At 44.0% G+C, this 21,808-nt stretch carries 19 protein-coding genes and 1 pseudogene; 9 read left to right on the forward strand and 11 right to left on the reverse strand.

The annotated features are described in order from the left end of the window. Positions 1–106 (forward strand): annotated as a pseudogene (locus tag LC653_RS47880) (IS982 family transposase); the annotation flags it as partial. A gap of 11 nt (positions 107–117) precedes the next feature. On the opposite strand, the gene LC653_RS09320 reads toward LC653_RS47880, so the two are convergent. Next, positions 118–1,512, reverse strand: a complete 1,395-nt coding sequence (locus LC653_RS09320; RefSeq protein ID WP_229494222.1) for a cytochrome P450 — start codon at positions 1,510–1,512, stop codon at positions 118–120. Between the two features lie 133 nt (positions 1,513–1,645). On the opposite strand from LC653_RS09320, the gene LC653_RS09325 reads away from it, so the two are divergent. Beyond that, positions 1,646–1,867, forward strand: coding sequence for a hypothetical protein (locus LC653_RS09325; protein WP_229494223.1), 222 nt, complete (start codon positions 1,646–1,648; stop codon positions 1,865–1,867). A gap of 15 nt (positions 1,868–1,882) precedes the next feature. Here the strand turns inward: LC653_RS09325 and LC653_RS09330 are convergent, their stop codons facing one another. Continuing rightward, complete coding sequence (locus tag LC653_RS09330; protein WP_229494224.1) at positions 1,883–2,677, reverse strand: TIGR01548 family HAD-type hydrolase; 795 nt, start codon at positions 2,675–2,677, stop codon at positions 1,883–1,885. 87 nt (positions 2,678–2,764) lie between these two features. Between LC653_RS09330 and LC653_RS09335 the strand changes: the two genes are divergently transcribed. Next, entirely contained in the window at positions 2,765–2,956 is a 192-nt protein-coding gene (locus LC653_RS09335; RefSeq protein WP_229494225.1) for a hypothetical protein, read from the forward strand. 51 nt (positions 2,957–3,007) lie between these two features. On the opposite strand, the gene LC653_RS09340 is transcribed toward LC653_RS09335, so the two are convergent. The 3 genes from LC653_RS09340 to LC653_RS09350 form a co-directional block, all read right to left on the reverse strand. Continuing rightward, positions 3,008–3,391 (reverse strand): efflux RND transporter periplasmic adaptor subunit, encoded by a 384-nt coding sequence (locus LC653_RS09340; RefSeq protein ID WP_229494226.1) that lies wholly within the window; start codon positions 3,389–3,391, stop codon positions 3,008–3,010. Between the two features lie 172 nt (positions 3,392–3,563). Then, positions 3,564–4,034, reverse strand: a complete 471-nt coding sequence (locus LC653_RS09345) for a DUF29 domain-containing protein (protein ID WP_229494227.1) — start codon at positions 4,032–4,034, stop codon at positions 3,564–3,566. Between the two features lie 62 nt (positions 4,035–4,096). Next, positions 4,097–4,567: a DUF29 domain-containing protein gene (locus LC653_RS09350; protein ID WP_229494228.1), complete on the reverse strand. Its 471-nt coding sequence runs from the start codon at positions 4,565–4,567 to the stop codon at positions 4,097–4,099. Positions 4,568–4,705: 138 nt separating this feature from the next. Between LC653_RS09350 and LC653_RS09355 the strand changes: the two genes are divergently transcribed. Beyond that, positions 4,706–5,005: a 30S ribosomal protein PSRP-3 gene (locus LC653_RS09355; RefSeq protein WP_069071048.1), complete on the forward strand. Its 300-nt coding sequence runs from the start codon at positions 4,706–4,708 to the stop codon at positions 5,003–5,005. Between the two features lie 10 nt (positions 5,006–5,015). Here the strand turns inward: LC653_RS09355 and LC653_RS09360 are convergent, their stop codons facing one another. After that, positions 5,016–6,911, reverse strand: coding sequence for a serine/threonine-protein kinase (locus LC653_RS09360; protein WP_229494229.1), 1,896 nt, complete (start codon positions 6,909–6,911; stop codon positions 5,016–5,018). A 550-nt stretch (positions 6,912–7,461) separates the two neighbouring features. Between LC653_RS09360 and LC653_RS09365 the strand changes: the two genes are divergently transcribed. Then, positions 7,462–7,839: a hypothetical protein gene (locus LC653_RS09365; protein ID WP_229494230.1), complete on the forward strand. Its 378-nt coding sequence runs from the start codon at positions 7,462–7,464 to the stop codon at positions 7,837–7,839. Positions 7,840–8,240: 401 nt separating this feature from the next. Here LC653_RS09365 and LC653_RS09370 read toward each other — a convergent pair whose 3' ends face one another. The 4 genes from LC653_RS09370 to LC653_RS09385 all read right to left on the reverse strand — a co-directional run bounded on the left by LC653_RS09370 (position 8,241) and on the right by LC653_RS09385 (position 14,013). Beyond that, positions 8,241–10,358, reverse strand: a complete 2,118-nt coding sequence (locus LC653_RS09370; RefSeq protein ID WP_229494231.1) for an SPFH domain-containing protein — start codon at positions 10,356–10,358, stop codon at positions 8,241–8,243. 402 nt (positions 10,359–10,760) lie between these two features. Continuing rightward, the gene (atpC, locus tag LC653_RS09375; protein WP_109011899.1) at positions 10,761–11,174 is read right to left on the reverse strand and encodes an ATP synthase F1 subunit epsilon; all 414 of its coding nucleotides are present in this window, start codon (positions 11,172–11,174) and stop codon (positions 10,761–10,763) included. Positions 11,175–11,392: 218 nt separating this feature from the next. Continuing rightward, positions 11,393–12,841, reverse strand: a complete 1,449-nt coding sequence (gene atpD / locus LC653_RS09380) for a F0F1 ATP synthase subunit beta (RefSeq protein WP_229494232.1) — start codon at positions 12,839–12,841, stop codon at positions 11,393–11,395. A gap of 389 nt (positions 12,842–13,230) precedes the next feature. After that, on the reverse strand, positions 13,231–14,013 hold the full coding sequence (locus LC653_RS09385) for a hypothetical protein (RefSeq protein ID WP_229494233.1): 783 nt from the start codon (positions 14,011–14,013) through the stop codon (positions 13,231–13,233). Between the two features lie 1,709 nt (positions 14,014–15,722). On the opposite strand from LC653_RS09385, the gene LC653_RS09390 reads away from it, so the two are divergent. From LC653_RS09390 to fcmC, 4 genes are all read left to right on the forward strand, one after another. Beyond that, a complete protein-coding gene (locus tag LC653_RS09390; RefSeq protein WP_229494234.1) occupies positions 15,723–16,547 on the forward strand; it encodes a SirB1 family protein in 825 nt (274 codons plus the stop codon). Between the two features lie 762 nt (positions 16,548–17,309). Then, on the forward strand, positions 17,310–17,933 hold the full coding sequence (locus LC653_RS09395) for a DedA family protein (RefSeq protein ID WP_094347282.1): 624 nt from the start codon (positions 17,310–17,312) through the stop codon (positions 17,931–17,933). A gap of 246 nt (positions 17,934–18,179) precedes the next feature. Continuing rightward, the gene (fcmB, locus tag LC653_RS09400) at positions 18,180–19,331 is read left to right on the forward strand and encodes a filament morphology actin-like protein FcmB (RefSeq protein ID WP_229483416.1); all 1,152 of its coding nucleotides are present in this window, start codon (positions 18,180–18,182) and stop codon (positions 19,329–19,331) included. A 5-nt stretch (positions 19,332–19,336) separates the two neighbouring features. Next, on the forward strand, positions 19,337–19,816 hold the full coding sequence (gene fcmC / locus LC653_RS09405) for a filament morphology membrane protein FcmC (protein WP_229494235.1): 480 nt from the start codon (positions 19,337–19,339) through the stop codon (positions 19,814–19,816). A gap of 284 nt (positions 19,817–20,100) precedes the next feature. On the opposite strand, the gene LC653_RS09410 is transcribed toward fcmC, so the two are convergent. Continuing rightward, a complete protein-coding gene (locus LC653_RS09410) occupies positions 20,101–20,991 on the reverse strand; it encodes an alpha/beta hydrolase (protein ID WP_229494236.1) in 891 nt (296 codons plus the stop codon). Positions 20,992–21,808 lie beyond the last annotated feature (817 nt).

Here is a 21,808-nt window from a genome sequence, read left to right on the forward strand (position 1 = left end):
GGTTAACTTGATAGCTGGTTTAACCGCCTACACCTATTTACCCAAAAAACCTGGTATTGACATTTCCCCGAAAGATTTACCTGCTCTACCTCCTGCGATTTTTTAGTTCCATCGAACTCACGTTAAACTAGAGCTAGTCTCTCGAACTGCCTGATTTTGCTCACGCCTCCCAGTCACCACCATCTGTACACCACCTGCTGGGCTAAATAAGAAACCCTTACGCACTGGCTGCACTGGTTTGCTATCAGCCAGTTCCATCTGCGAGCGAGACAGCACTGTTGCCAAAACCACCTTCATCTCAAACAGAGCAAATGCCATCCCAATACAGCGACGGTTCCCGCCACCAAAAGGCAAATACTCAGAAGGAGAAAACTGCCGTTCTAGAAAACGCTCTGGCTTAAATTGCTTCGACTGGGGATATAAATCTTCTCGATGGTGGGTCAGATAAATACAAGGAATCACCAGAGTACCAGGATTCAACTGATAACCCATGACTTCTAGCGGGGATTTAACCAAGCGATTTAATGCCAACATTACCACTGGATACAGGCGGAGGGTTTCTGAACAAACAGCACTCAAATAAGGTAAACGCAAAATAGCATTTGGATCAGGGTTTTCGCGCAGGCTATCTATTTCTTGCAGTAGTTTTGCACGCACCTCTGGCAAATGGTGAATCCAGTAGAAAGCCCATGCTAAGGAAGTTGCCGTAGTTTCGTGACCCGCGGCCAAGAGGGTAATTAACTCATCGCGTAACTCTACATCAGTCATCGACTGCCCCTCTTCATCACGAGCTGCCATCATCAAAGATAGGATATCAGTCCGAGATAGGTCAGGTTGCTCTTTGCGTTCCTGAATCTCAGCATATATGAGTTCATCCATTTGCTCTCGTAAACGCAGAAATTTTCCCCAAGGACTCCAAGAACCTAAATCTCGTTGCAGTGATGGGAAAACAAGCATCATTGCCGTAACGAAAGGTTGCTGTGGATTCAGGATTTCCAGCAGCACTTTTTTAAGTTTTTCATAACGTGGCCCGTCTGCTAGACCAAATACAGCTTTCAAAATCACTTCTAAGGAGATTTCTTGCATAGATGGCAGAACTGAAAAAGATTCCCCAACCTGCCATTGACTAATTACTTGCTCTGTAATGTCGCGGGTTAACTGACCATAAGCCAGCATTCTTTCTCCATGAAAAGGGGGTGTCAACAACTTTCGTTGGCGTTGGTGAGGCTTACCTTCTAGAGCTAATAGTGATTGCTTTCCCAATAAGGGCGATTTAATACCCGCCGATTCACCAGAGTCCAACTGTTTTGGATCTGTGGTAAAAATCTGCCCAATCGCCTGGGGATTACTAATGAACACTTGAGGACTAAAAACAGGGCCAATCCGAAGAGTGAAGATATCACCATAGCGTTTAGCACAGGCTTCCATGTATTCTAAGGGATTAGTCAGCCACTGATAGGTCTGTACCCAAGGATGAGTTTGGGGGCCGTTAGGCAGTTTAAGTGCAGACATTTTTATTAATCTCCCAATCATTAAAGCAAGATTGTTATTAGCCAGTCATTCATGCACCCCTAGCTTGATTGATCTTAGTACAGCATTTCATTAATTCGTAGCGAATTAAATTTAGCAATACCTTGCAATGCCAATGCATCCCAATACAATGTTAATGCGTCCCGATGCAATGCCAATGCGTCCCGATACAATGTTAATGCGTCCCGATACAATGCCAATGCGTCCCGATACAATGTTAATGCGTCCCGATGCAATGTTAATGCATCCGAATGCAATGCCAATGTGTCCCGATGCAATGCCAATGCGTTCCTTTGCATTAAAAACGCTACGCTTTTACGCAAAACTGTACTTATAACACAGATCCGGCAGATCAACTTCCCAATTCCTGAATCTGTCTTGGGGTCAATTCCTGCACATTACTTAAAACTACCACTGCTCCTGCTGCTAGCAGTGTCTCACCATAAGCATCACTACGCGCTGCTGTTTCCTGCACATGGGGCGGTAAAACCCCTACACCAATCCAAGTGCGAGAAGAATCCAAAGCCTGTGCTTTCTCGACGGTATACATATCTGCTACCGTATCTCCTACATACACTACAGCTAATTTTTGCTCAATTCCATTATCTAACTCACGAACTGTGGCAAAAAGTCCAGTAGGGTCTGGTTTACCTGGTGCATCTTCCATCGCAATCAACACTGGAGATTCCAAGCCCAGGCGTTTTTTTAAGACATAGTTAGCGGAAGCACGAGTTGCACCGCTAAAAAATCCCCACGCAATCCCCGCTTGGGTAAGTTGTTCTAAATAGCTAAGTTGTAATAATAAGGGTTCATTACAGATATACCCAGTAAAATTATTTGGGTCTGGGCCGCGGTAACGTGATTGAAAAAAAGCAACGATCGCACTGTAATCTAGTTGCAGTTGTTCGCGCGTCTGTCCTTGGGTTTCAAAGTAGCGGTAAATCAATTCCTGCGATGCTTCCCAATCGTTATTCCACACGCCTTCAGACTTCAGTTGGTCAATATCTAGTGGGGTTGGCCGATATGCTTGGGTGGTAAAATGTTCTACGGTATCTGCGATCGCACGGCGATAGGAACCGCTAACATCGCGCACAACGCCATCAATATCGAAAACAACGATCGCTTTTGCAGAAGTTGGTTCAGTCATGGGTAGGGAGTCAAAGAGTTTTATATCCGATCATCTTGCTCTATGTATTCATCCTTTCATAAATAGCAGAAGATATCGGAGAATATTGTGATAAACATTAAAAACTATTCGTTAACTGCGGCAAGCTCTGTCGTGGAAGCCTGTGGACGGGATCTGCCTGGGAGACCGGATGAAACAGGAAATAGACCCCTTTCTTGGCATATCCAAGATTGTCTAAGTTCTATAGAGCGGAATACAGATACCACCAATCAGCAAGATTATGAGGGTGCAAACCGTTGATAAGACTGGTCGCCGGATAAAATTGTCTGCAATCGACATATATAATTACTCCTAAGATTGTGGTTGAATGGGGGTCTGATCTCGCAGTTTGAGAATGTTAGACACCGCTAGGCGATCGCCTGGTTTAATTCCCTCTAAAATGGGATAGCGATCGCTTTGCACCTCACCCAACTTCACAGGTTTTTGATGCACGACGAATTGCGGCTTTTCTTTTGACTTGTCTCCTTCCACCACTTTTTCCTTTGACTTGTCTCCTTCCACCACCTTTTCGTTTGACTTGTTTTCTTCCACCACATAGACAAAACTCTGTCCGCCAATGCGAGTCACTACTTGAGTCGGAATCAAAATTCCCGGCTGCTGGTTCCAAATAATCCGAGCGCGAACATATTGCCCATCCCGCAATTTGCCATTTGAATTAATAAATCGAGCTTTCACTAAACTTCAGCTTGCCGACCCAGAAGTTGCAGCCCGAACGTTTATCGGAACGCTGATCCATATTGTGACTATGCGAAATCTGCTGCATGGTGGAGATATTATGTCAATAGAGGAAGATCGCCTCATTGATGGCTTGCTTGATCTGATTATTCATCCAAACCAGAGTGTGAGATTATGACTCCGGTAAAAAATCAGAGTCAAGGACTTGCTCTAGTGTAAAGGGAGATTGTTCAGGGAAAGTGGCGATCGCTAATCCAGTTTCAATTACAGCCAGTCGTCTAGCGGTTTGATAGCTTTCATCGAAAACTTGATCAAAGTGAGGCTTCAAACTCGGACTTTCCTTGAGTGCCTTTTGGACTCGTCTGCGGTGTTCCAAAATTGTGTACTGCCAACTTTTTGAGCGCCTTTCAGTTTGAATTTGGTATTTGAGCAGATGCATCAGCAACACTTCCAGATTGCTCTCCAATGCCCGCTTTTCACTTCTCCCCATCGTTTCAATTTCTTCAATCAGGTTGTCTAAGTCCAGTTGTGTGAAATTCTTTTGTTTGAGGAGTTCTGCCGTGGTTTGAATCCACAGGTAAAAGTCTTGCTCATATAAATCTGAACCAGATGTCATTGGAGATTGGGGCAGTTGAGCAGTCACGTCGCTTCGCTCCGAATTCAAAATTCCAAATTAACAGCAAAATCTTCTAGAGAGGGGTGAGATTATAGCTCAGGTAAAAAATCGGGGTTGAGGACTTCCTCTGGCGTGAAGGGAGATTGTTCCGGGAAGATAGCCACAGCCAATTCAGTTTCATCGGCAGCCAAGAGCCTAGCATCGTCATAACACAGTCCGAAAACCTGATCAAAATAGGGTTTAAGGCTAGGACTTTCTTCTAGAGCTTCTCTGAGGTGTTTGCGATGCTCCCTAATCGTTGCTCGCCACCTACCAGAGCGCTTCTCGGCTTGATATTTATACTTCAATAGATGCATTAGCACCACTTGCAAATTGCTTCTTAGTGCTTTCTTTTCACTCCTGCCCATCGTTTCAATTTCATCAATCAAATTCTCTAAATCCAGTTCTGTCAGCCGACCTTGTTTGAGCAGTTCTGCCGTGGTTTGAATCCACAGGTAAAAGTCTTGCTTATATAAATCTGAACCAGATGTTGTTTGAGATTGGGGCAGTTGGGCAGTCATAAGCATTTTTAGTTAGCGCCGACTAAACCTTATGGTAGCCCATTCTCAATCACTGTTTGGTCATTTGATAGACTATTGCGTTAAAATAAGCGATCGCTATCCTAGTTCAGTAATGCCCGGAAATTCCCGGAGGTGTGATTGACCAAGTTTATTTTGAAAATTCTGTGGTTAGACGAAAACGTTGCTCTAGCAGTCGATCAAATTGTCGGCAAAGGCACAAGTCCCTTGACTAAGTACTTTTTCTGGCCCAGAAATGATGCCTGGGAAGAGTTAAAAAAGGAATTAGAGTCCAAACATTGGATTACTGACGTGGATCGTGTTGAGTTGCTTAATAAAGCGACAGAAGTGATTAACTACTGGCAAGAGGAAGGTAGAAACCGTCCAATGGCAGAAGCTCAGTTGAAATTTCCAGAAGTTGCCTTCACAGGTAGCGCTTGATATTACAAAATTAGCTATTGTCCTGTTCTACAAGCTGCCACAGTTTGATAGTCTTGTCCCGGCTGCCGCTTGCAATTAATTGTGTAACTTTGCTCACAGCAACAGCAGATACTGAGTCTACATGACCAGAGAGAGTACCAATCTCTTCTGCTGTGCTTATTCTCCAAAGTTTAACTGTTTTGTCGCAACTTGCACTTAGGAGTGTTTCGCCATCGGCACTAAAAGCCACAGCCACCACAGACCAAGAATGGCCTACAAGTGTGCAAATTAGCTGACCAGTGTTTACCTCCCACAATTTAATAGTGTTATCATCACTACCCGTCGCCAAAATTTGACCATCGGGACTAAAAGCGACTGTCAAAACCGCCCATGCATGACCCGAAAGGGTGGCTAACAAGCTATAGCATGGGCGGTTTTGAACAAGAGGCAAGGGGGCAGGGGGCAGGGAGAAAGGGGGAATGTCCTCCGCCCTTTGTAAGTGGTCTTTTAACTCAGCACTATTCATATCTCCCTGCTCCCAGCTAAGAGCTCCCCTGCCTCTTCCTAATACAGGTATCTGCCACAGGCGAATTGTTCTGTCATAACTAGCGCTAGCTAAAAGCTGTCCTTGGAGACTAAATGCTACTGAATTTACCTGTAATTGGTGTCCAATGATGGTGTAAATTTCTGTGCCAGTATTGACATCCCAGAGTTTGATTGTCTTATCCCAGCTACCACTAGCGAGAATCTGCCCATTTGGACTGAAAGCAACTGATTTTACCGCGTGTGAGTGTCCCAAGAGGGTGCAGATTTCCTTTAATGTCTCAACCTCCCACAATTTGATAGTTTTATCATCGCTAGCAGTTGCCAGAATTTGACCATCAGGACTGAAGGTTACTGATTTTACAGCTTGGGAATGTCCTGATAAGCTAGCTAGGAATTTTTGGGTATTTAAATCCCACAATTTAACGATTTTATCATCACTAGCACTGGCTAAAGTACTACTGTCAGGGCTGATGGCAAGGGCATTAACACTACTCAATCTCCCAGAATGCCCAGTTAGGGTATGCAAGCATCGCCAAGGAGGATTTGGTAATTTAAAATTTTGAGTTTTACATTCCATACCCATTGCTTGCATAACTTCATCAGCCGATTGAAAGCGGCGGTTAACAGCATTTTGCAGCAGCTTGTCGAGAATTTGCGCCAAGCGTAGACTCTTTGAGTCTTGTCGCCAGACATCGCTTACCTTAGTAGTAAGATATTGTTGCCAAACCCAGCAATCATTTGCAATATCAAATAAATCAAAGGGAGAAATCTGGGTAAGTAAGTAAATACAAGTTACACCCAAGCTATATAAATCACTAGCAAAAACGGCTTTTCCCTTCGTCTGCTCTGGTGCAGCGTATTCTGGACTGCCGATACTGGTTTCAGATGTTAGCCGATCGATTTCTGTGACGATTTTCGCAGTGGAAAAATCGACTATGACGAAATCCCCCTTCTTGGTAATTGGGGATCTACGGATGATATTGTGGGGTTTAATATCGCGGTGGATGATGTGGCGATCGCTAATAAACTGAAAAACTGGCAATAAATCTTCTAAAAGTTGCCAAATCTGAGTTTCATTAAAAGCGCCTTCTTCTTCAACTACCTGAGCTAAATTAGTGCCTGCAATAAACTCTTGCACTAAATAAAAATGCCCATTCTGCTGAAAATAAGCCAACAAAGCGGGAATTTGCGGATGCTTTCCTAATTCCTCTAGCTTTTGCGCCTTTTGTTGAAAAGTAATAGAAGTTTCGTATTCTGGCGATAATTCTTGAACGACGCAAGGAACTGGCGGAAACTGACCTTCGTCTATAGCGAGGAAGGTTTTACAGAATCCTCCTTTACCAATCTGCTTGAGTAAACGATAACGTTTTTGTAAAAGCAAAATTTCTTTGCCTACTGGGCATCCACAATAAAATATAGCTGTTTTTAGTTACTCAGAACTCGGAACTTCAGTTTCATATCATGTTCGGTTGAAAACTTATCATGTTGAACTTTGTCACCATACTTACGTTTACGACCACGTAGCTTTTGCTCCTACGTTCAAAACAATAAGTTCTCTAGTTAAACAAGTATTACAGCGCTTTTATTGGTTACAATCAAGTATAAAAATTGCTAAAAAATACTAGTAAAAATAACTTATTATCAAGATGCAGAAGTTCTTAGGTCTAACCATTTGCTTATCTGCTATTATCTCATTTGTGCCTACAGTAGCCTTTGGCCTTCCGCTTTCAGGAAACCAGACACTGAACAATTTGGCTGAAAAAGCTAAGTTAGAGATTTCTTAGACTACAGGAATCTCGGCTGACCACCTCAGTGTAGCTAACAAAGTAACTCTAGCTGATACTGGAATCACGCGGTTTAAGCTAATAGATACCCAAGGCAATATCTATAGTGTATCCCTTGATGCTGCTGGCAATCAAATTAGTCAGGAAGTGTTAGAGCAGGCTATTCAAGCAATCAACAATAAGGGCTTCGTTGGCAAATTGGAAACCGAATTAGCTAATCGCATTAGTCAAGGAAGCAATAGCCCTATCAGGGTCGTTTTTCATCTAAAAGGAAAAACAGTTCAGCCTTATCGAGGCTCGAATCGCACTGAGTATCAAAATCACTTCAATACTCTTAAATCTCACTATGAGGCAATTCAGCAACCTCTTGTAAACCAACTAAAGGAAAGTAACCAGCGGGTCATTTATCAATCTCTTTATACACCAATTGTAGTAGCGGAAGTTACCCCTTTGTTAATCCAAACGATAGCTGCTCGTTCTGATGTAGAGCGAATCTATTTTGAGCGACGGGGAATTCCAAGGTAAGCTGAAAAATTATGTTTACGACTTTGATTTTGGCGAAATTTCAAGCACTATTACTTATTGACAAATGGTTGATGAGCTTAATCTATGACCATGCTTGTATGTAAGTCCTAACCAATTTGAAATAAGAATGCGACAGATGTATGGGTAGGGGGCAGATATGTGCCATTGGTGTCTACTTTTGCCTTGGCTCAGGGAATTCGCGGCACTCTCGCTCTCGTCCACCTCCGTGGACTAATACAAAATCTTTGATTGCTTAACCCACGGAGGCAGGTTTTGTCTCGTGTAGACAAGCCAGTGCGTTGGGCGGCGAGCCACTCTTGTTGCAACTGGCGTGCGGTTTATAACCGCCCTTTTAACGTTAAGTTGACACGCATGGATATGTGCGCCCCTACCAGATGTTGCTAATGTTGCTTATCCGCCGGAAAATTTACAACTATAGGTGGATGACCGTTTTCTGAGGCTGGTTGTGCTTTGGTAACTACTGGTTGTGGATGCAAAGGTGTTGGTGTCAATTCACCCTTACCAGTTTGATTCCATAAAATCATGGATAGTAGCCCATCCACTAAGCCGTTATTGCTGCCGTTACTGCCAACTAAAACATCTGGTATCAAGCGGACATTGCGATCGCCTATAATCTGCATTAGTTGCATTGCTGTATAACCTTGTGAACCCAAGGCTTCCACACCAGCGCGGTAGGTTTCAGCTTTGGCGTTACCTATGGCACGGATACCTTCAGCCTCAGCAATTGCCCGGAGTTTTGTCCCCTCAGCTTCACCGTTCGCCTGCTTAATTTGGGCTTTGGCTTTTAGGTCAGCAATATGTACACTCTGCTCCGATTTCACCATTTCTTGCTGAATATCAGCGAGTGCCGTTTCCCGGACAAGCTGCTGCCGTTGGGTTTGAGCCATCTGCTGGACTTCATAAGTCTTGCGTTCTTCTTCGGCAATTTTCCGGTCTGTCTGTGTCTGCATTAGTGATGCTGGTGGCAAAATATCACCAATCAGGGTGTCGATCGCTTGCACATCATAAGCCCGCAATGCTGTTTTAATATACTCAGCAGCCTCAGATTGTCGTTCACTCCGAGCGGTGAGAAAGTCTAGTACAGTATAGTCTTGGGCTGAGTTGCGGAAATAATTACCGATAGTTGGTTCTAATACATGGTCTACCAAATTTTGCATTGCACCAACGCGAGAAATTACCTTCGGGGCATCTAAAGCACCCACATGGATAATTTGCGCTACTTCCAAATCAAAGGCAAACCCATCACGCGATCGCACTGTTAAAGAAGCCAGTTGAGCATCATAGCTGTGGCGTTCGGTGCGATCTGACCAATTTAATACAATGTTGGTCGTTGGCACCAGTTCCATCTTCATGATCCGGGAATTAATCGGGTGCTTGCCAGGATACAGTGGTTCGACCCACACGCCCTTATGTCCAGGATTCACCAAGTTACCGTGGGTGAAAGCTGCACCACTGACATCTTGATGCGCTTTACCCACGAAAGAAATCACCACACCCACATACCCAATAGGAATTTCGGTCATGGGCACTTGCTCAACCTGGACAAACCAAGGGTTTAAGTTCCAAGAACCAGAAAGCAAGGTCTGTTCTTGTAAACCTCGCCGTCCACCGCCATTAATAAATTTCTGACCATTTTGGAAGTTGTCGTGTCCGTCAATTATGGGGCCTGCAAGTTCACCGGCAGAGATTGGTAAACCATCTAAGGTAGTGACAATGCCAACTTTGTCAGATGCCAGACTGTACACCCGCAACTGTTCTGGAGTCATGCCATGAGCGCTGGCATTTGCTGCCATGATGACTTTAAACAGGGCGGTATTGATCCGGTACGTACCAGCCGTAAGAAAACCCATTTGCCGCCCTTTTTCGCCGCCTTGGGTGAGGAATTTCCGAGCATCTTGGAAGTTGTCACAACTGACAATTTTACCCAAAATCCGCTCTGGTGGGTTGGATGCGCCATCTGCTGCCACAATCAAAGCTATTTCCCCTTGGGGAACGACAATTACCGGCTCTTTTTTTACAGAATACTGCCAAGGCCCATAGCCCCAGTGCCAACCAGGAGCTAAAGTATCTGCCTGCAAGCCAGCTTCGCCGTTGAGAGCAATCAAACTTCCGGCGGGGAGTCCGCGCCCGGAAAGGGTAAATTTTCTAACTACAATGCCTACTTCACGCTCGCCAATTACTACAAGCCCGCCAAAGAATAGGGGGACAAATATAACTAAACCCCCGACAAGGACGATGGGGATTAGTACAAAAGGATCAATTCCAGCAGCTTGATATTGAGTCCTGCTAATTTGTAACTGGGAAATATTTGGTTTGGTCTGATTTAGCTGAACTGATGCAGTAGTTGTTTTTACAGGAGTTGCATTGGCAGAGTGAATACTTCCAGCGTTCGTTAAAGACGTTGACGCAGCGATCGCTAACGTTGCTACGATAGATGCTGCAAGACGAGCTGCCTTATTTTGTTTACGTGTCCCAAGTAAAGATGAAAAGCTTTTCATAATTTGTGCCCATCTGGGCAACTAATTAGCTAAGTTAACACTTCACAAAGGCTTGCTTCGATTTCTTAAACTTGGCGTAATTTTTTTAAATTTAATAAACAAGGAGTCAGAATTCAGAATTCAGAATTCAGAATACTGCATCCATTTACGGAGAAAGTTTTAGCACCCATACAGAATTAATACTGAATTATGACCGGAGCTTTCGCCCTGCTCCGGCTCCGCTCTTGACTCCTGAGTTCTTTTTTAATTAGGACTTACGCAAAATATCTCTCAAACTCTGATTTCTCCGTGTACTCTGCGCCTCTGTGGTTCGTTATTCCGTAACTCTTGCGTAAGTCCTATTAATAAATAATTTGTAGGTTGGACATTACCCAACCTACAAAGTTGAAATAAAAAGTAAAATTAGACCAAACCGCCAGCCGCTTGAAACCGAGCGCGGGCGCGTTTGAAGGCTTGAGTTGCTTGGATTTGGGCTTGGCGATCGTCTGCTGACACTTGACTTAGACGCGCTTCTGCTTGATTGTAAGCAGTACGGGCTTCATCAAGGTTAATTTTGTCGCCACGTTCAGCGCCGTTAACTAGAATTGTCACTTCATTTTCTTCGACTTCGGCAAAGCCACCCAAAAGGGCGATCGCTTCCCAATTCTGATTTTTCGCGCCGCGAACTCGCATTACACCAGTATCCAGAGCGGTCAAAAGTGGTGCGTGTCCAGTTAGGATACCTAGTTGACCAGTGGTGCTAGGCAAAACTACTTCTTCAGCTGGGGCATCCCATACTGTTTTGTCTGGGGAAATTACACGAACGGTTAATGTCATTTGTCTTTTGTCCTTTGTCCTCTCTTACAAAGTTCTGTTCGCCGGAAGCCGGCGCTCAGACTTTGCGCTTTGTCCTTTGTCCTCTCTTACAAAGTTCTGTTCGCCGGAAGCCGGCGCTCAGACTTTGCGCTTTGTCCTTTGTCATTTGTAATTGCCATTAGTCATTAGCAGTTGAACTAATGACTAATGACCAATGACTAATGACCAATGACTAATGACTAACCTTTGATTTTGTCAGCTTTAGCGATCGCTTCGTTAATATCGCCAACCAAGTAGAAAGCCTGTTCTGGTAGAGCATCCAACTCACCAGACAGAATTTTCTGGAAGCCTTTGATGGTATCTTCCAACTTCACATACTTACCAGGAGAACCGGTAAATACTTCTGCTACAAAGAACGGCTGAGACAAGAAGCGCTCAACTTTCCGCGCCCGCGCTACGATCAGACGGTCTTCTTCAGACAATTCATCTAGACCGAGAATGGCGATAATGTCTTGGAGTTCTTTATAACGTTGCAGAGTTGATTGCACCGCACGGGCAGTATTGTAGTGTTCGTCACCGACAATACTGGGCTGGAGCATGGTGGAAGTTGAACCAAGGGGGTCAACTGCGGGATAAATTCCCTTAGCTGCCAAACCACGAGACAGCAATGTTGTACCGTCCAAGTGGGCGAAGGTGGTAGCAGGTGCGGGGTCGGTGAAGTCATCCGCAGGTACGTACACTGCCTGAATGGATGTAATGGAACCCTCTGTAGTTGAGGTAATCCGCTCTTGCAGTTCACCTACGTCGGTTCCCAAGGTAGGCTGATATCCTACCGCTGAGGGCATCCGACCCAGGAGCGCGGATACTTCCGAACCTGCTTGGATAAACCGGAAGATGTTGTCAACAAACAGCAGCACATCCTGCTTGTTCACATCCCGGAAGTACTCTGCTACTGTCAATCCCGAAAGACCAACCCGCATTCTCGCTCCGGGTGGTTCGTTCATTTGACCGTAGACTAGAGCAATTTTTGACTCATTGAGGTTGTCTTTGTTGATCACCCCAGACTCAATCATTTCGTTGTAGAGGTCATTGCCTTCACGGGTGCGCTCACCCACGCCAGCAAATACGGATACTCCACCGTGCTGGGTAGCAATGTTGTTGATCAACTCCATCATGATCACGGTCTTACCAACACCAGCACCGCCGAACAGACCAATCTTACCGCCGCGTCGATAGGGAGTCATCAGGTCAACAACTTTAATCCCAGTCTCGAACACAGAAGGTTTGGTTTCCAGGTCGGTGAATTTGGGAGCAGAGCGGTGGATAGGTAAACTTGCCTCAGCATTTACTGGGCCCCTGTTGTCCACAGGTTCGCCAAGGACGTTGAAAATTCGACCCAAGGTGGCTTTACCAACTGGCACGGTAATGGGAGCGCCTGTATCGGTGACTTCCAAACCGCGCACTAAGCCTTCGGTGGAACTCATCGCAACAGTCCGCACCTGATTGTCGCCCAGCAGTTGCTGTACTTCAACAGTGAGGTTGATTTCCTGTCCAGCTTCGTTGGTGCCAATAATTTTCAAAGCATTGAAGATTTGTGGCAATTTCCCGCCGGGAAATTTAACGTCTACAACTGGGCCAATGATTTGGGTAATGTAACCAATGTTTGTTTTTTCTGCGGTTGTTACCATGCTGCGCCTAATGAGTGAAGCTAGATTTCAGATAAGGTCGGAGAAGACATAAAATTAAGCAATGTCACCTTTCAGATTAGCACTGAACGACCCTACTCTACGCCATAAATTGATCCTTAAGACTGGGGCTTGGGGATCAAAATTAAGGTAAGTTTTAGCATGGGGCTGAGAGAGACTCAAAATTAAAATAATTCGTAATTCGTAATTCGTAATTAAGTTTTGCATTAGCGAAGCGTTAGCGAGTCCGCGAGCGTCTGGGGATTTTAACCCCACCGCAAAACTTGTCGCGATTTAGAAGCGAGGGACTTAGACCCCTCAAAAATGTTAAAACTGCCGTGTCAGGATGGTACAGACACAGCAGTAGTGTTAAAAGTTAGTTGGCGATAAATTTAGCCTTTAGCTGTGGCTTTGAGTTGTTTGCGCTTCACTTTTGAAGCGGTGCCGAAAGCAGCAAATGCCAAGACACCCAACATAGAAGTTGCTTCGGGAACAGCTTTCACTTGCTCAATACTGCCGATAGTCAGGTTATCAAAACCAAACACGTCACTCCCGGCTGCGGTGTTACCAAAGGTCACTTGTGTAAAAACTTCACTGGGGTCTGAGGCAATGATGCCATAGTAAAGTGCCGAGCCGCCTAGACTAGAAACGGTGTTGGGAACGCTGAAAGTCTCAGTACCTCCGTTTGCGAGTGTCAGAGTTAACTTACCATTAAAATCCCCAACGTCTATGCCGTAAAAGCCAAAAGCTGCTACTGGAGCAGTGAGGTCAACCGAAAAACTAGCACTACTGGTGTCAAAGTATTGGTCACCCGATATCGGGTAACGACCACTTCCATTAGTCCCAGTGGGTACGTTGTTTATAGTCCCGTCGCCCTGCAAGGTCGCAGTACCAGCACCAGGGAAGGTTATAGGTAGGGGAAGAGTTGTGCCAGGGGCAAAACTCTCGAAGGTTTCAGTTGCTACACCCACTCGCACTAGGTTAGAGAGGAAATTTTTACGTGCAGCATCTGCATTGGGAGTGTTGGGCAGACGTGTGCCTTCGCCCAAGCCTAGATCCTCACCGAAAAAGAACGTGTAAGCATGAGCAGGAGACCCAATTCCTATTACCGTTGCGATCGCAATGGTTCCCAGTAAAGACTGAGTACCGAATTTTACAAAAGTAGAATTTGCCATAGATTCAGGTTCTCAATTGATTTTAGATAATGTTGTTAATGGAATACCTCAGAAGCTCGACTTTATCCAAAGGTAGACGACTTCTGTAGACTGGGGTTTTTGGTGGCTATATGGATAAAGTCGAAATAAACTACCTATCCAAATATCCGAGTTAAATTGCTTATCAACCTCTGGCGGCGAAACGGCAATAATTACCCTCTCGCTGCGATCGCACATATATATTAGGTTGCTGGTGTATTATTAGCTCGATTTCAACTAATCGTATAATTACGAGCATTATTGGTAAATAGAGTTTGAAAAACAAGTATTATTACTGAGCTTTACTAAAACTTTACAATAGTAATTTGGATATTTCTCAAATAGAAAAACTCTCAAAAGCCTAATTTTATCAAGCTTGTATAGTAATTGTCCGGCTATTATTTAGATGAATAGGTATATAAACTTGCAGTAAAGTTATATCCAGTAGATACACAAGTATTATGTGCCCTGCGTAGGCACTGCCCATCGTAGACATCGCAGACACAGCATTCACTAAAAGTTAGTTGGCGGTGATTGTAGTTTGCTAAGATAACACATATCGGGGAAGCTTACATAAAAAATCTGCTCTCCCTGACGATCACAGAAAGAGCAGCGCTATACCATTTATTCAAATAGTTAATACACATCCTCTCAACGCCATTTCGGAATCTGGGTAATTTAGTAATCACTAATTGGATACATCTTTACATTGCTCAAAACAGATTTAGCATAGTTATTACTATAAAAATGCATTTTAGTCAATACTAAAAAGCTACATTAACACTATTTTCATCCAGGGCTATTTCGTTCTAGACAGGACTTACGCAACTGGTACAATGTGATCGCCATTTTATAGTACATGGGTATTACTAGGTATTGGTCTAATAGTTTGGCACGCGGTGTAGTGTAGCGACACCATTACTTGTGACAGTTGCGTAAGTCCTATGCAAATATAATACCTACCGATTTAAACCACACTGGTTAAAAACTTAGGATAGCGATGCCTGCGGCGAGCTTCTCTACGAGACGCTCCGCGAACGCTAACGCTTGCTAAATTCCATTAGGAAAGTTTAGATAAAAAATCTGCTCTCCCTACCGATCGCAGAAAGAGCAGTGTATACCATTTATTCAAATAGTTAATACACATCCTCTTAACGCCATTTCGGAATTTGAGTAATTAATAATGTAACCGCTCAATAATCTGGGGTAAATCGTTCAGTGACAAGCCTCAAATGGCGTAAAATCGTTCCTGAACTGGTAGTTTGCCCCGATTTATTGAGCGGATACTTAATAGACCTCTTGCAAAAGTCCCTAACACACCCCACCCCTAACCCCTCCCCGCAAGCAGGAGGGGAGCGTTTGCGTGAGCAAATGCGGGGTGGGGTTCTTTATTTTTGATTTATGCAAGAGGTCTAATAATTACTAATTGGTACTTTGACACCATACATCTTTACATTGCTCAAAACAGATTTAGCACAAACTAATACCATAAAACTATATTTTAGTCAACATAAAAAGCTACATCAACCTATTTTCATCCCCTGGATAGATTAAGGTCATGAAACTTATGCACAAACTAAATTTCCAAATCTTCTGAATATCCCTAATATAAAAATAGGTACAAAAAACTGTTTTCAGTTTCAGCCAAGCCGCTCTGGCTTCATCGTCATACTTCCACCGAGCAACAGCTTATGAATTTCTCGTCAGCACGACAATATTTTTACCAGGAGATTCAACAGTCTGACGAGCAAATTGACTTAGCAAAGGCAGCTTTGTATATTGCACAAGAAGAATATCCCAAGCTAGACCCAGAGGAATATCTCAACGCCCTTGATACAATGGCATGGGAGCTTCAAGAACGCCTGCCTGACTCACGATATCCTTTGCGGATAGTTCAAAGTATTAATCAGTATCTCTACGAAGATTTAAAGTTTTCTGGTAATAAAATTGACTATTACGACCCACGCAACAGCTTTTTCAATGATGTAATTGACCGCCGATTGGGGATTCCCATTACCTTAGCGCTGGTTTACCTGGAGGTTGCTCGACGGATTGATTTTCCGATGGTGGGTGTGGGGATGCCAGGACATTTTCTGATTCGCCCGGATATTCCAGATATAGAGATTTTTGTCGATGCCTTCAATGGTGGTGAAATAATATTTGCTCAAGATTGCGAGGAACGCCTGTCTCAACTTTATCAGCAACCTGTGACGCTACAACCAGAATTTTTAGCTGTAGTCAGTAATCGGCAATTTTTAGGACGGATGCTGACAAATTTAAAATTTATTTACCTTAAACAGCAAGAGTTAGAAAAAACGCTAGCAGCAGTTGAACGAATTTTGTTGCTGTTTCCTGGTTTAACTTTAGAGTTACGCGATCGCGGTCTAATCTATTATCAACTAAGTTACTACTCCCAAGCCGTAGACGACTTACAAAATTATTTAGCAAAAGTCCCCGATGCTGAGGATGCATCTATGATTCGGCGGCTACTTACCGAATTGGGTAAAGATGGGTAGGGAGTGGAGGGAGCATCCCAAATGTGTAAAAACATATTTTGTCATTGCGTTCGCCCTTGGCGTTCCCGCAGGGTACGTAATGAAATGATATCATGTCCGCTTGATTACTTATTAAACCCGAAGAACCCCACCCCTTAATCCCCTCCCCGCAAGCGGGGAGGGGAGACAAAGCGACGATTGTCGGGGTGGGGTGCAATGACTGTGGGAATCATAACTAATTATGCGGACATAATATGAAGCGTTCGCGAAGCGTCTCTTAGAGTTGCAATCGCAAAGTCTAGATGCTGCGATTGCTACCCTTCGGGAACGCCTTGGGCGAACATTCCGCTTCTCTTACGAGACGCTACCGCGTAGCTTGCTTCTCCGTAGGAGTACGCTCCATTCGCAATGACTACCTGCTAACTTGGTAAATTTGCTTGCATTGGGATGCTCCCAGGAGTGGGGGATGTTAAAACCTCTCAACTCAAGCCTATCTCGCCTTATTTCTTGTTTTCTTCAAGGCTTGCTCATCCTAATTACTGATTTACTTAACGGTATATCAATTCATCTTCATCGCTGGAGTTCATTTCCTCTCACCCCTGCTGATAGGTTTTATTACCCCAACTTCTCCTCATAGTAAAATGTTTCTTCATTGCGATGCCAACTTTCTTTTAGTACAGTCAAATTACCTTGACTCTAGCAAGCTGGGACAATTACCTTTTAAAAAAGCTCAAGCGGAATCTTAGTCACAGGAATAGTACAGCAATTTTAGGAATTGGCTCAATGCTTGAATGGATAACTAATACTATCAACTATTTTGGCTATTGGGGAATCGCCCTACTAATGTTCCTAGAGAACCTTTTTCCCCCCATTCCTTCAGAATTGATCATGCCACTGGCTGGATTTACAGCAAGTCCATATCAACCAGGAGGGGCAAAGCTGAATATCATTGGTGTCTTTTTCGCAGGACTTCTGGGTTCTGTATTAGGCGCACTTATTTGGTACTATCCGGGTAAGTTTTTGGGCGAAACCCGTTTGAAAGCTTGGGCTGACAAGTATGGCAAATGGCTGGCTATATCCAGTAAAGATATCACCAAGGCCAAAGAGTGGTTTGACCGACAAGGTAGAAAAGCAGTATTAATTGGTCGTCTTGTGCCAGGAATTCGCACCTTAATTTCTGTTCCCGCAGGGATCAGCAATATGCCCCTGCTACCATTTTTGTTTTACACAACATTGGGTAGCGCAGCTTGGGTGGGTTTGTTAACATACTCAGGATACGCATTAGGTAGTCAGTATGAACTTGTGGACAAGTACCTTGCTCCTGTATCCAAAATCGTACTTGGGGGTTTGGTTCTAGCATTTGTTTTCTGGATATTTAAGCGCCAGTTAAGACGCACTAGAAGATGAAACACGGACGCTTTTGGTTTGAAAGCAGTGAAAGCAGGGGTTACATCTGGCTAAAATTCGCCTACACTATGCCAAATAATACTAGATGTGCGTTGGCATGAGCTTATCAGAGGTATCGCCGGAATCCGAATTAATCTTTGGCGTATTTCTAGCTACACTTGACGCAACCTAGAATTTCTGGTTGCTCGCATTTTTGTAAGATGAGCAAGACAACTTTTTACAGTTAAGTTTGAACTAGGAGCTTTCATGACAGACCAACCTTCTGCTGCTAACCCCATCAATGCTGCTGCTATACCCATGAATAGAGCGGCAGTTCCGATCAATGCTGTTAATAATAATACTCCTCCCAAGACAGGCGGTGTTCCAGGGAAAACCATTCTCAGTGTTGATTTAGGCAGAACTTCCACAAAAACTTGTGTGAGTCGTGAACCCGGTAATGTGGTGTTTGTACCTGCCAACGTCAAGCAGATGTCAATTGAACAAGTACGCGGCGGTGTTTTTGAAGCCAGGGCTACTGACCCTTTAATGGATTTGTGGCTGGAGTATCAAGGAAATGGATATGCTGTTGGTCAACTGGCAGCCGATTTTGGGGCAAATCTAGGAGTTGGCCAATCCAAGGTAGAAGCTGCACTGGTAAAAGTGTTAGCAAGTGCTGGCTACTTCAAACTCAGAGACGATATCTCAGTCGTACTAGGTCTGCCTTTTCTTTCCTTAGAACAATTTGAAAAGGAAAAAGCCCAGTTGATTAGCCAAGTAGGCGGCCCTCATGTGTTGAACTTCCGAGGCGAATCTGTATCGCTCAACGTCAGTAAGGTATGGGTAATGCCAGAGGGCTACGGCAGCCTGCTGTGGTCTGAAGCTCAACCGAAGAAAAGTCCTGGCAGTCCCGATTTTACAAAAATATCAGTGGCGATCGTTGATATTGGACATCAAACCGTCGATCTTTTGATGGTAGATAACTTCCGTTTTGCCAGAGGTGCTTCTAAGAGCGAAGACTTCGGTATGAACAAGTTTTATGAATTGGTGTCCGCCGAAATCGAGGGAGCAGATAGTCAATCTCTAGCCCTGATTTCTGCTGTCAACAAACCCAGAGGTGAACGCTATTACCGTCCTAAAGGCGCTAGCAAGCCCACCAACCTAGACGATTTTCTTCCCAACCTCACGGAGATGTTTTCGCGCGAAATCTGTAGCCGTGTGCTAGCCTGGTTGCCAGAACGTGTCACCGATGTGATTCTAACTGGCGGGGGTGGTGAGTTCTTCTGGGACGACGTTCAACGTCTGCTCAAAGAAGCAAAGATTAATGCTCATTTAGCAGCACCTTCACGACAGGCGAATGCTTTGGGGCAGTATATTTATGGAGAGGCACAATTATCCTCCAATCGCGCTGCTAGGGCATAAAGCTGATGTTCCAATGGTCAAAAAAGGTAGTTAAATCCGTCACGTTCAACCCAGAGCTTGCTGATGAAAGCTTGTTAGCGCAAGTAGAAAGTTATTTGGAAAAACAACCAGACAAGACTTTCAGCGACCTCTGTAAAGAAGCCTTATGGCAATCTTTATGTGTACCGGAATCTGTACAACCTGCTCCACAAACAGCAGCAACAACACCGATTGAACAGCAAATCGGTGAACTGCAACGTCAAGTGGCTGGACTTGAGGAACGTTTTTTTGCCAAGGGATCTAATCGTTTGGAGGCGATGGAACACCATCTACTGCAACTTTCTCAACAAGTTGCACAACTGGCGCTCATAGTCAATGATCGATCGTTCATTCAGTCTCCAACTCAATTAGAAGTAGTAAATAATACTTCTTATACTGTTGCTACCCCTCCTCAAGAGGTTGACCCCGTAATCAGTCGCCTTAGTCAGTTTCTCGATGATTTTTAAGAAACAATCGGGTTTGTGAGTAGTTTTTACTCCTCTTAACAATCCTTAATAGTATTATCTGTTAAGGATTGTTAATGTTTATACAGAAAAATATTGGGATTATTGAGATTTGTGTAGATGAAGCGATCGCTCATAACTCATATTATGTCCGCTTGATTACTTATTAAACCCGAAGAACCCCACCCCCAACCCCTAAGAGCTTGCGGGGAGGGGAGACAAAGCACAGCTTTGGCGGGGTGGGGTTCTTTTATTATGGGTAATTTGGCGGACATGATATCACCGCTTCACCGTACTAAATGCGTTGTCTCAGATACTAAGTGTTGCTCCAACCAATCTTCCAAATCAGCCAATACCTCGTGGTAATTTAGGTCACACTGAATTTCGTGATAGGCTCCCGGATACTCGATTCTCAGCTTATCTTTGCAGTTTACCCGTTGGTAAAAGATGTCACTTCCCGCAGGTAAAGCCACTCGGTCTGCACCACCGTGGAGAATCAACAACGGTAATTGCCAATCAGCTGCGTGAGCATTAATCCAATCAACTGTTGCAAAGAATTCTGTAGCCAGACGGGCAGTAGCTTGGGTATGTCGCAGTGTATCCTGAGCGGATGCGGCTAAAACCTGGTGATCTCGTGAACCAGCACTCAGGTCAATGCCTGTATTCAGGGTAAAACGCGGCCACACCCGTGAGAGCATTTTTCCTAAAAGCACTCGAATAGGTGAAACCCCAACTTTCCCTAAGCTTGGCGCTAGAGCGATCGCACCTTGCAAAACTGATGCTTGTTGGGGATAGCGCAGAATATAATCTAAGACAATCACCCCGCCTAAACTATGACCCAAAAGAAAAATTGGGCATCCAGGATTCTGAGTTTGAATTAACTGTAAAAAGGCTCCCAAGTCTTCGCAAAACTCACTCCAAGCGTTGATATAGCCTCGCTGACCTGATGAGCGTCCATGACCACGCAAATCTAAGGCGTAGACAGCATATTGTTTGGAGATCAAATGCTGAACTATATTATTGTAGCGATCGCTGTGCCCTCCAAGTCCATGCACAATGGCTAATATTGCCCGTAATTTACCCTCAAGATGCCAGCTTTGGTAATACAGGTCAAGCCCTCCAACACCCCGAAATCTGCCTTCTCTACGAGACACGACGCGATCGCTATGGTCAATCATAGGGTTAATTTTTTATGTATTTTTTCAGTAAGTTACTAACATGTCAACACTCATTGTAATAAAAATAGCTTCTAGCTAGGGAATAATTACAGTGAATTTAGTTAGGGAACTCCCAATACGGTTCGGATAAGGTTTTTTGATGACACGCCGCTAATCGCAAAGACGCGATAAATCGCCGTCTTTACAATTAGGACTTACGCAAAAAAACTCTCAAACTCTTATTCCTCCGTGTCCTCTGTGGTAGCCTGCGGCAAGCCGCTTTGCGTCTACGATTTTCCATTCCTTGTGCGTAAATCCTGACAATAATCAGTCTTTTGTAGAGACGGCGATTTATCGCGTCTCTTGCCTTAACCGAACCGTATTGGTTTATAACCGTGGGTTGGTTAATAATATGATCTCAATAGTTATGATTTATTCATAAATTAAAGGAGATTTTATGCCATAAAATGTCAACCTGTAAACCCAGATAAAATCTGACGAATCTTAACCCTCATTTGTCACTTTCGGAAAACAATAATCTAGGACTTAGGCACTGTACAAATGCATCGTGATGTGCATTACCTATCTTGAGGAAGTTTTCAGGCTTTTTTTAATTATCCTGCGATCGTAAATAGACGATGCTGTAGGGGCTAAGCAATGCTTAGCCCTTACGAAAGATATGGTTTTTAATCTTAATCGATATTTGGTATTTCTTGTCAATGCGTAAGTCCTATAATCAAAGCCAGACTCTGGAACTTTGATTTAACAAAAGTTTAAGGTTTTATTTTCTAATATTAATTAAAAATTCTAGCTAAAAAGTGAAAAGGAAAGCTCCAAA

This window comes from Nostoc mirabile CHAB5784, assembly GCF_020829645.1.
Lineage (GTDB): Bacteria > Cyanobacteriota > Cyanobacteriia > Cyanobacteriales > Nostocaceae > Nostoc > Nostoc mirabile.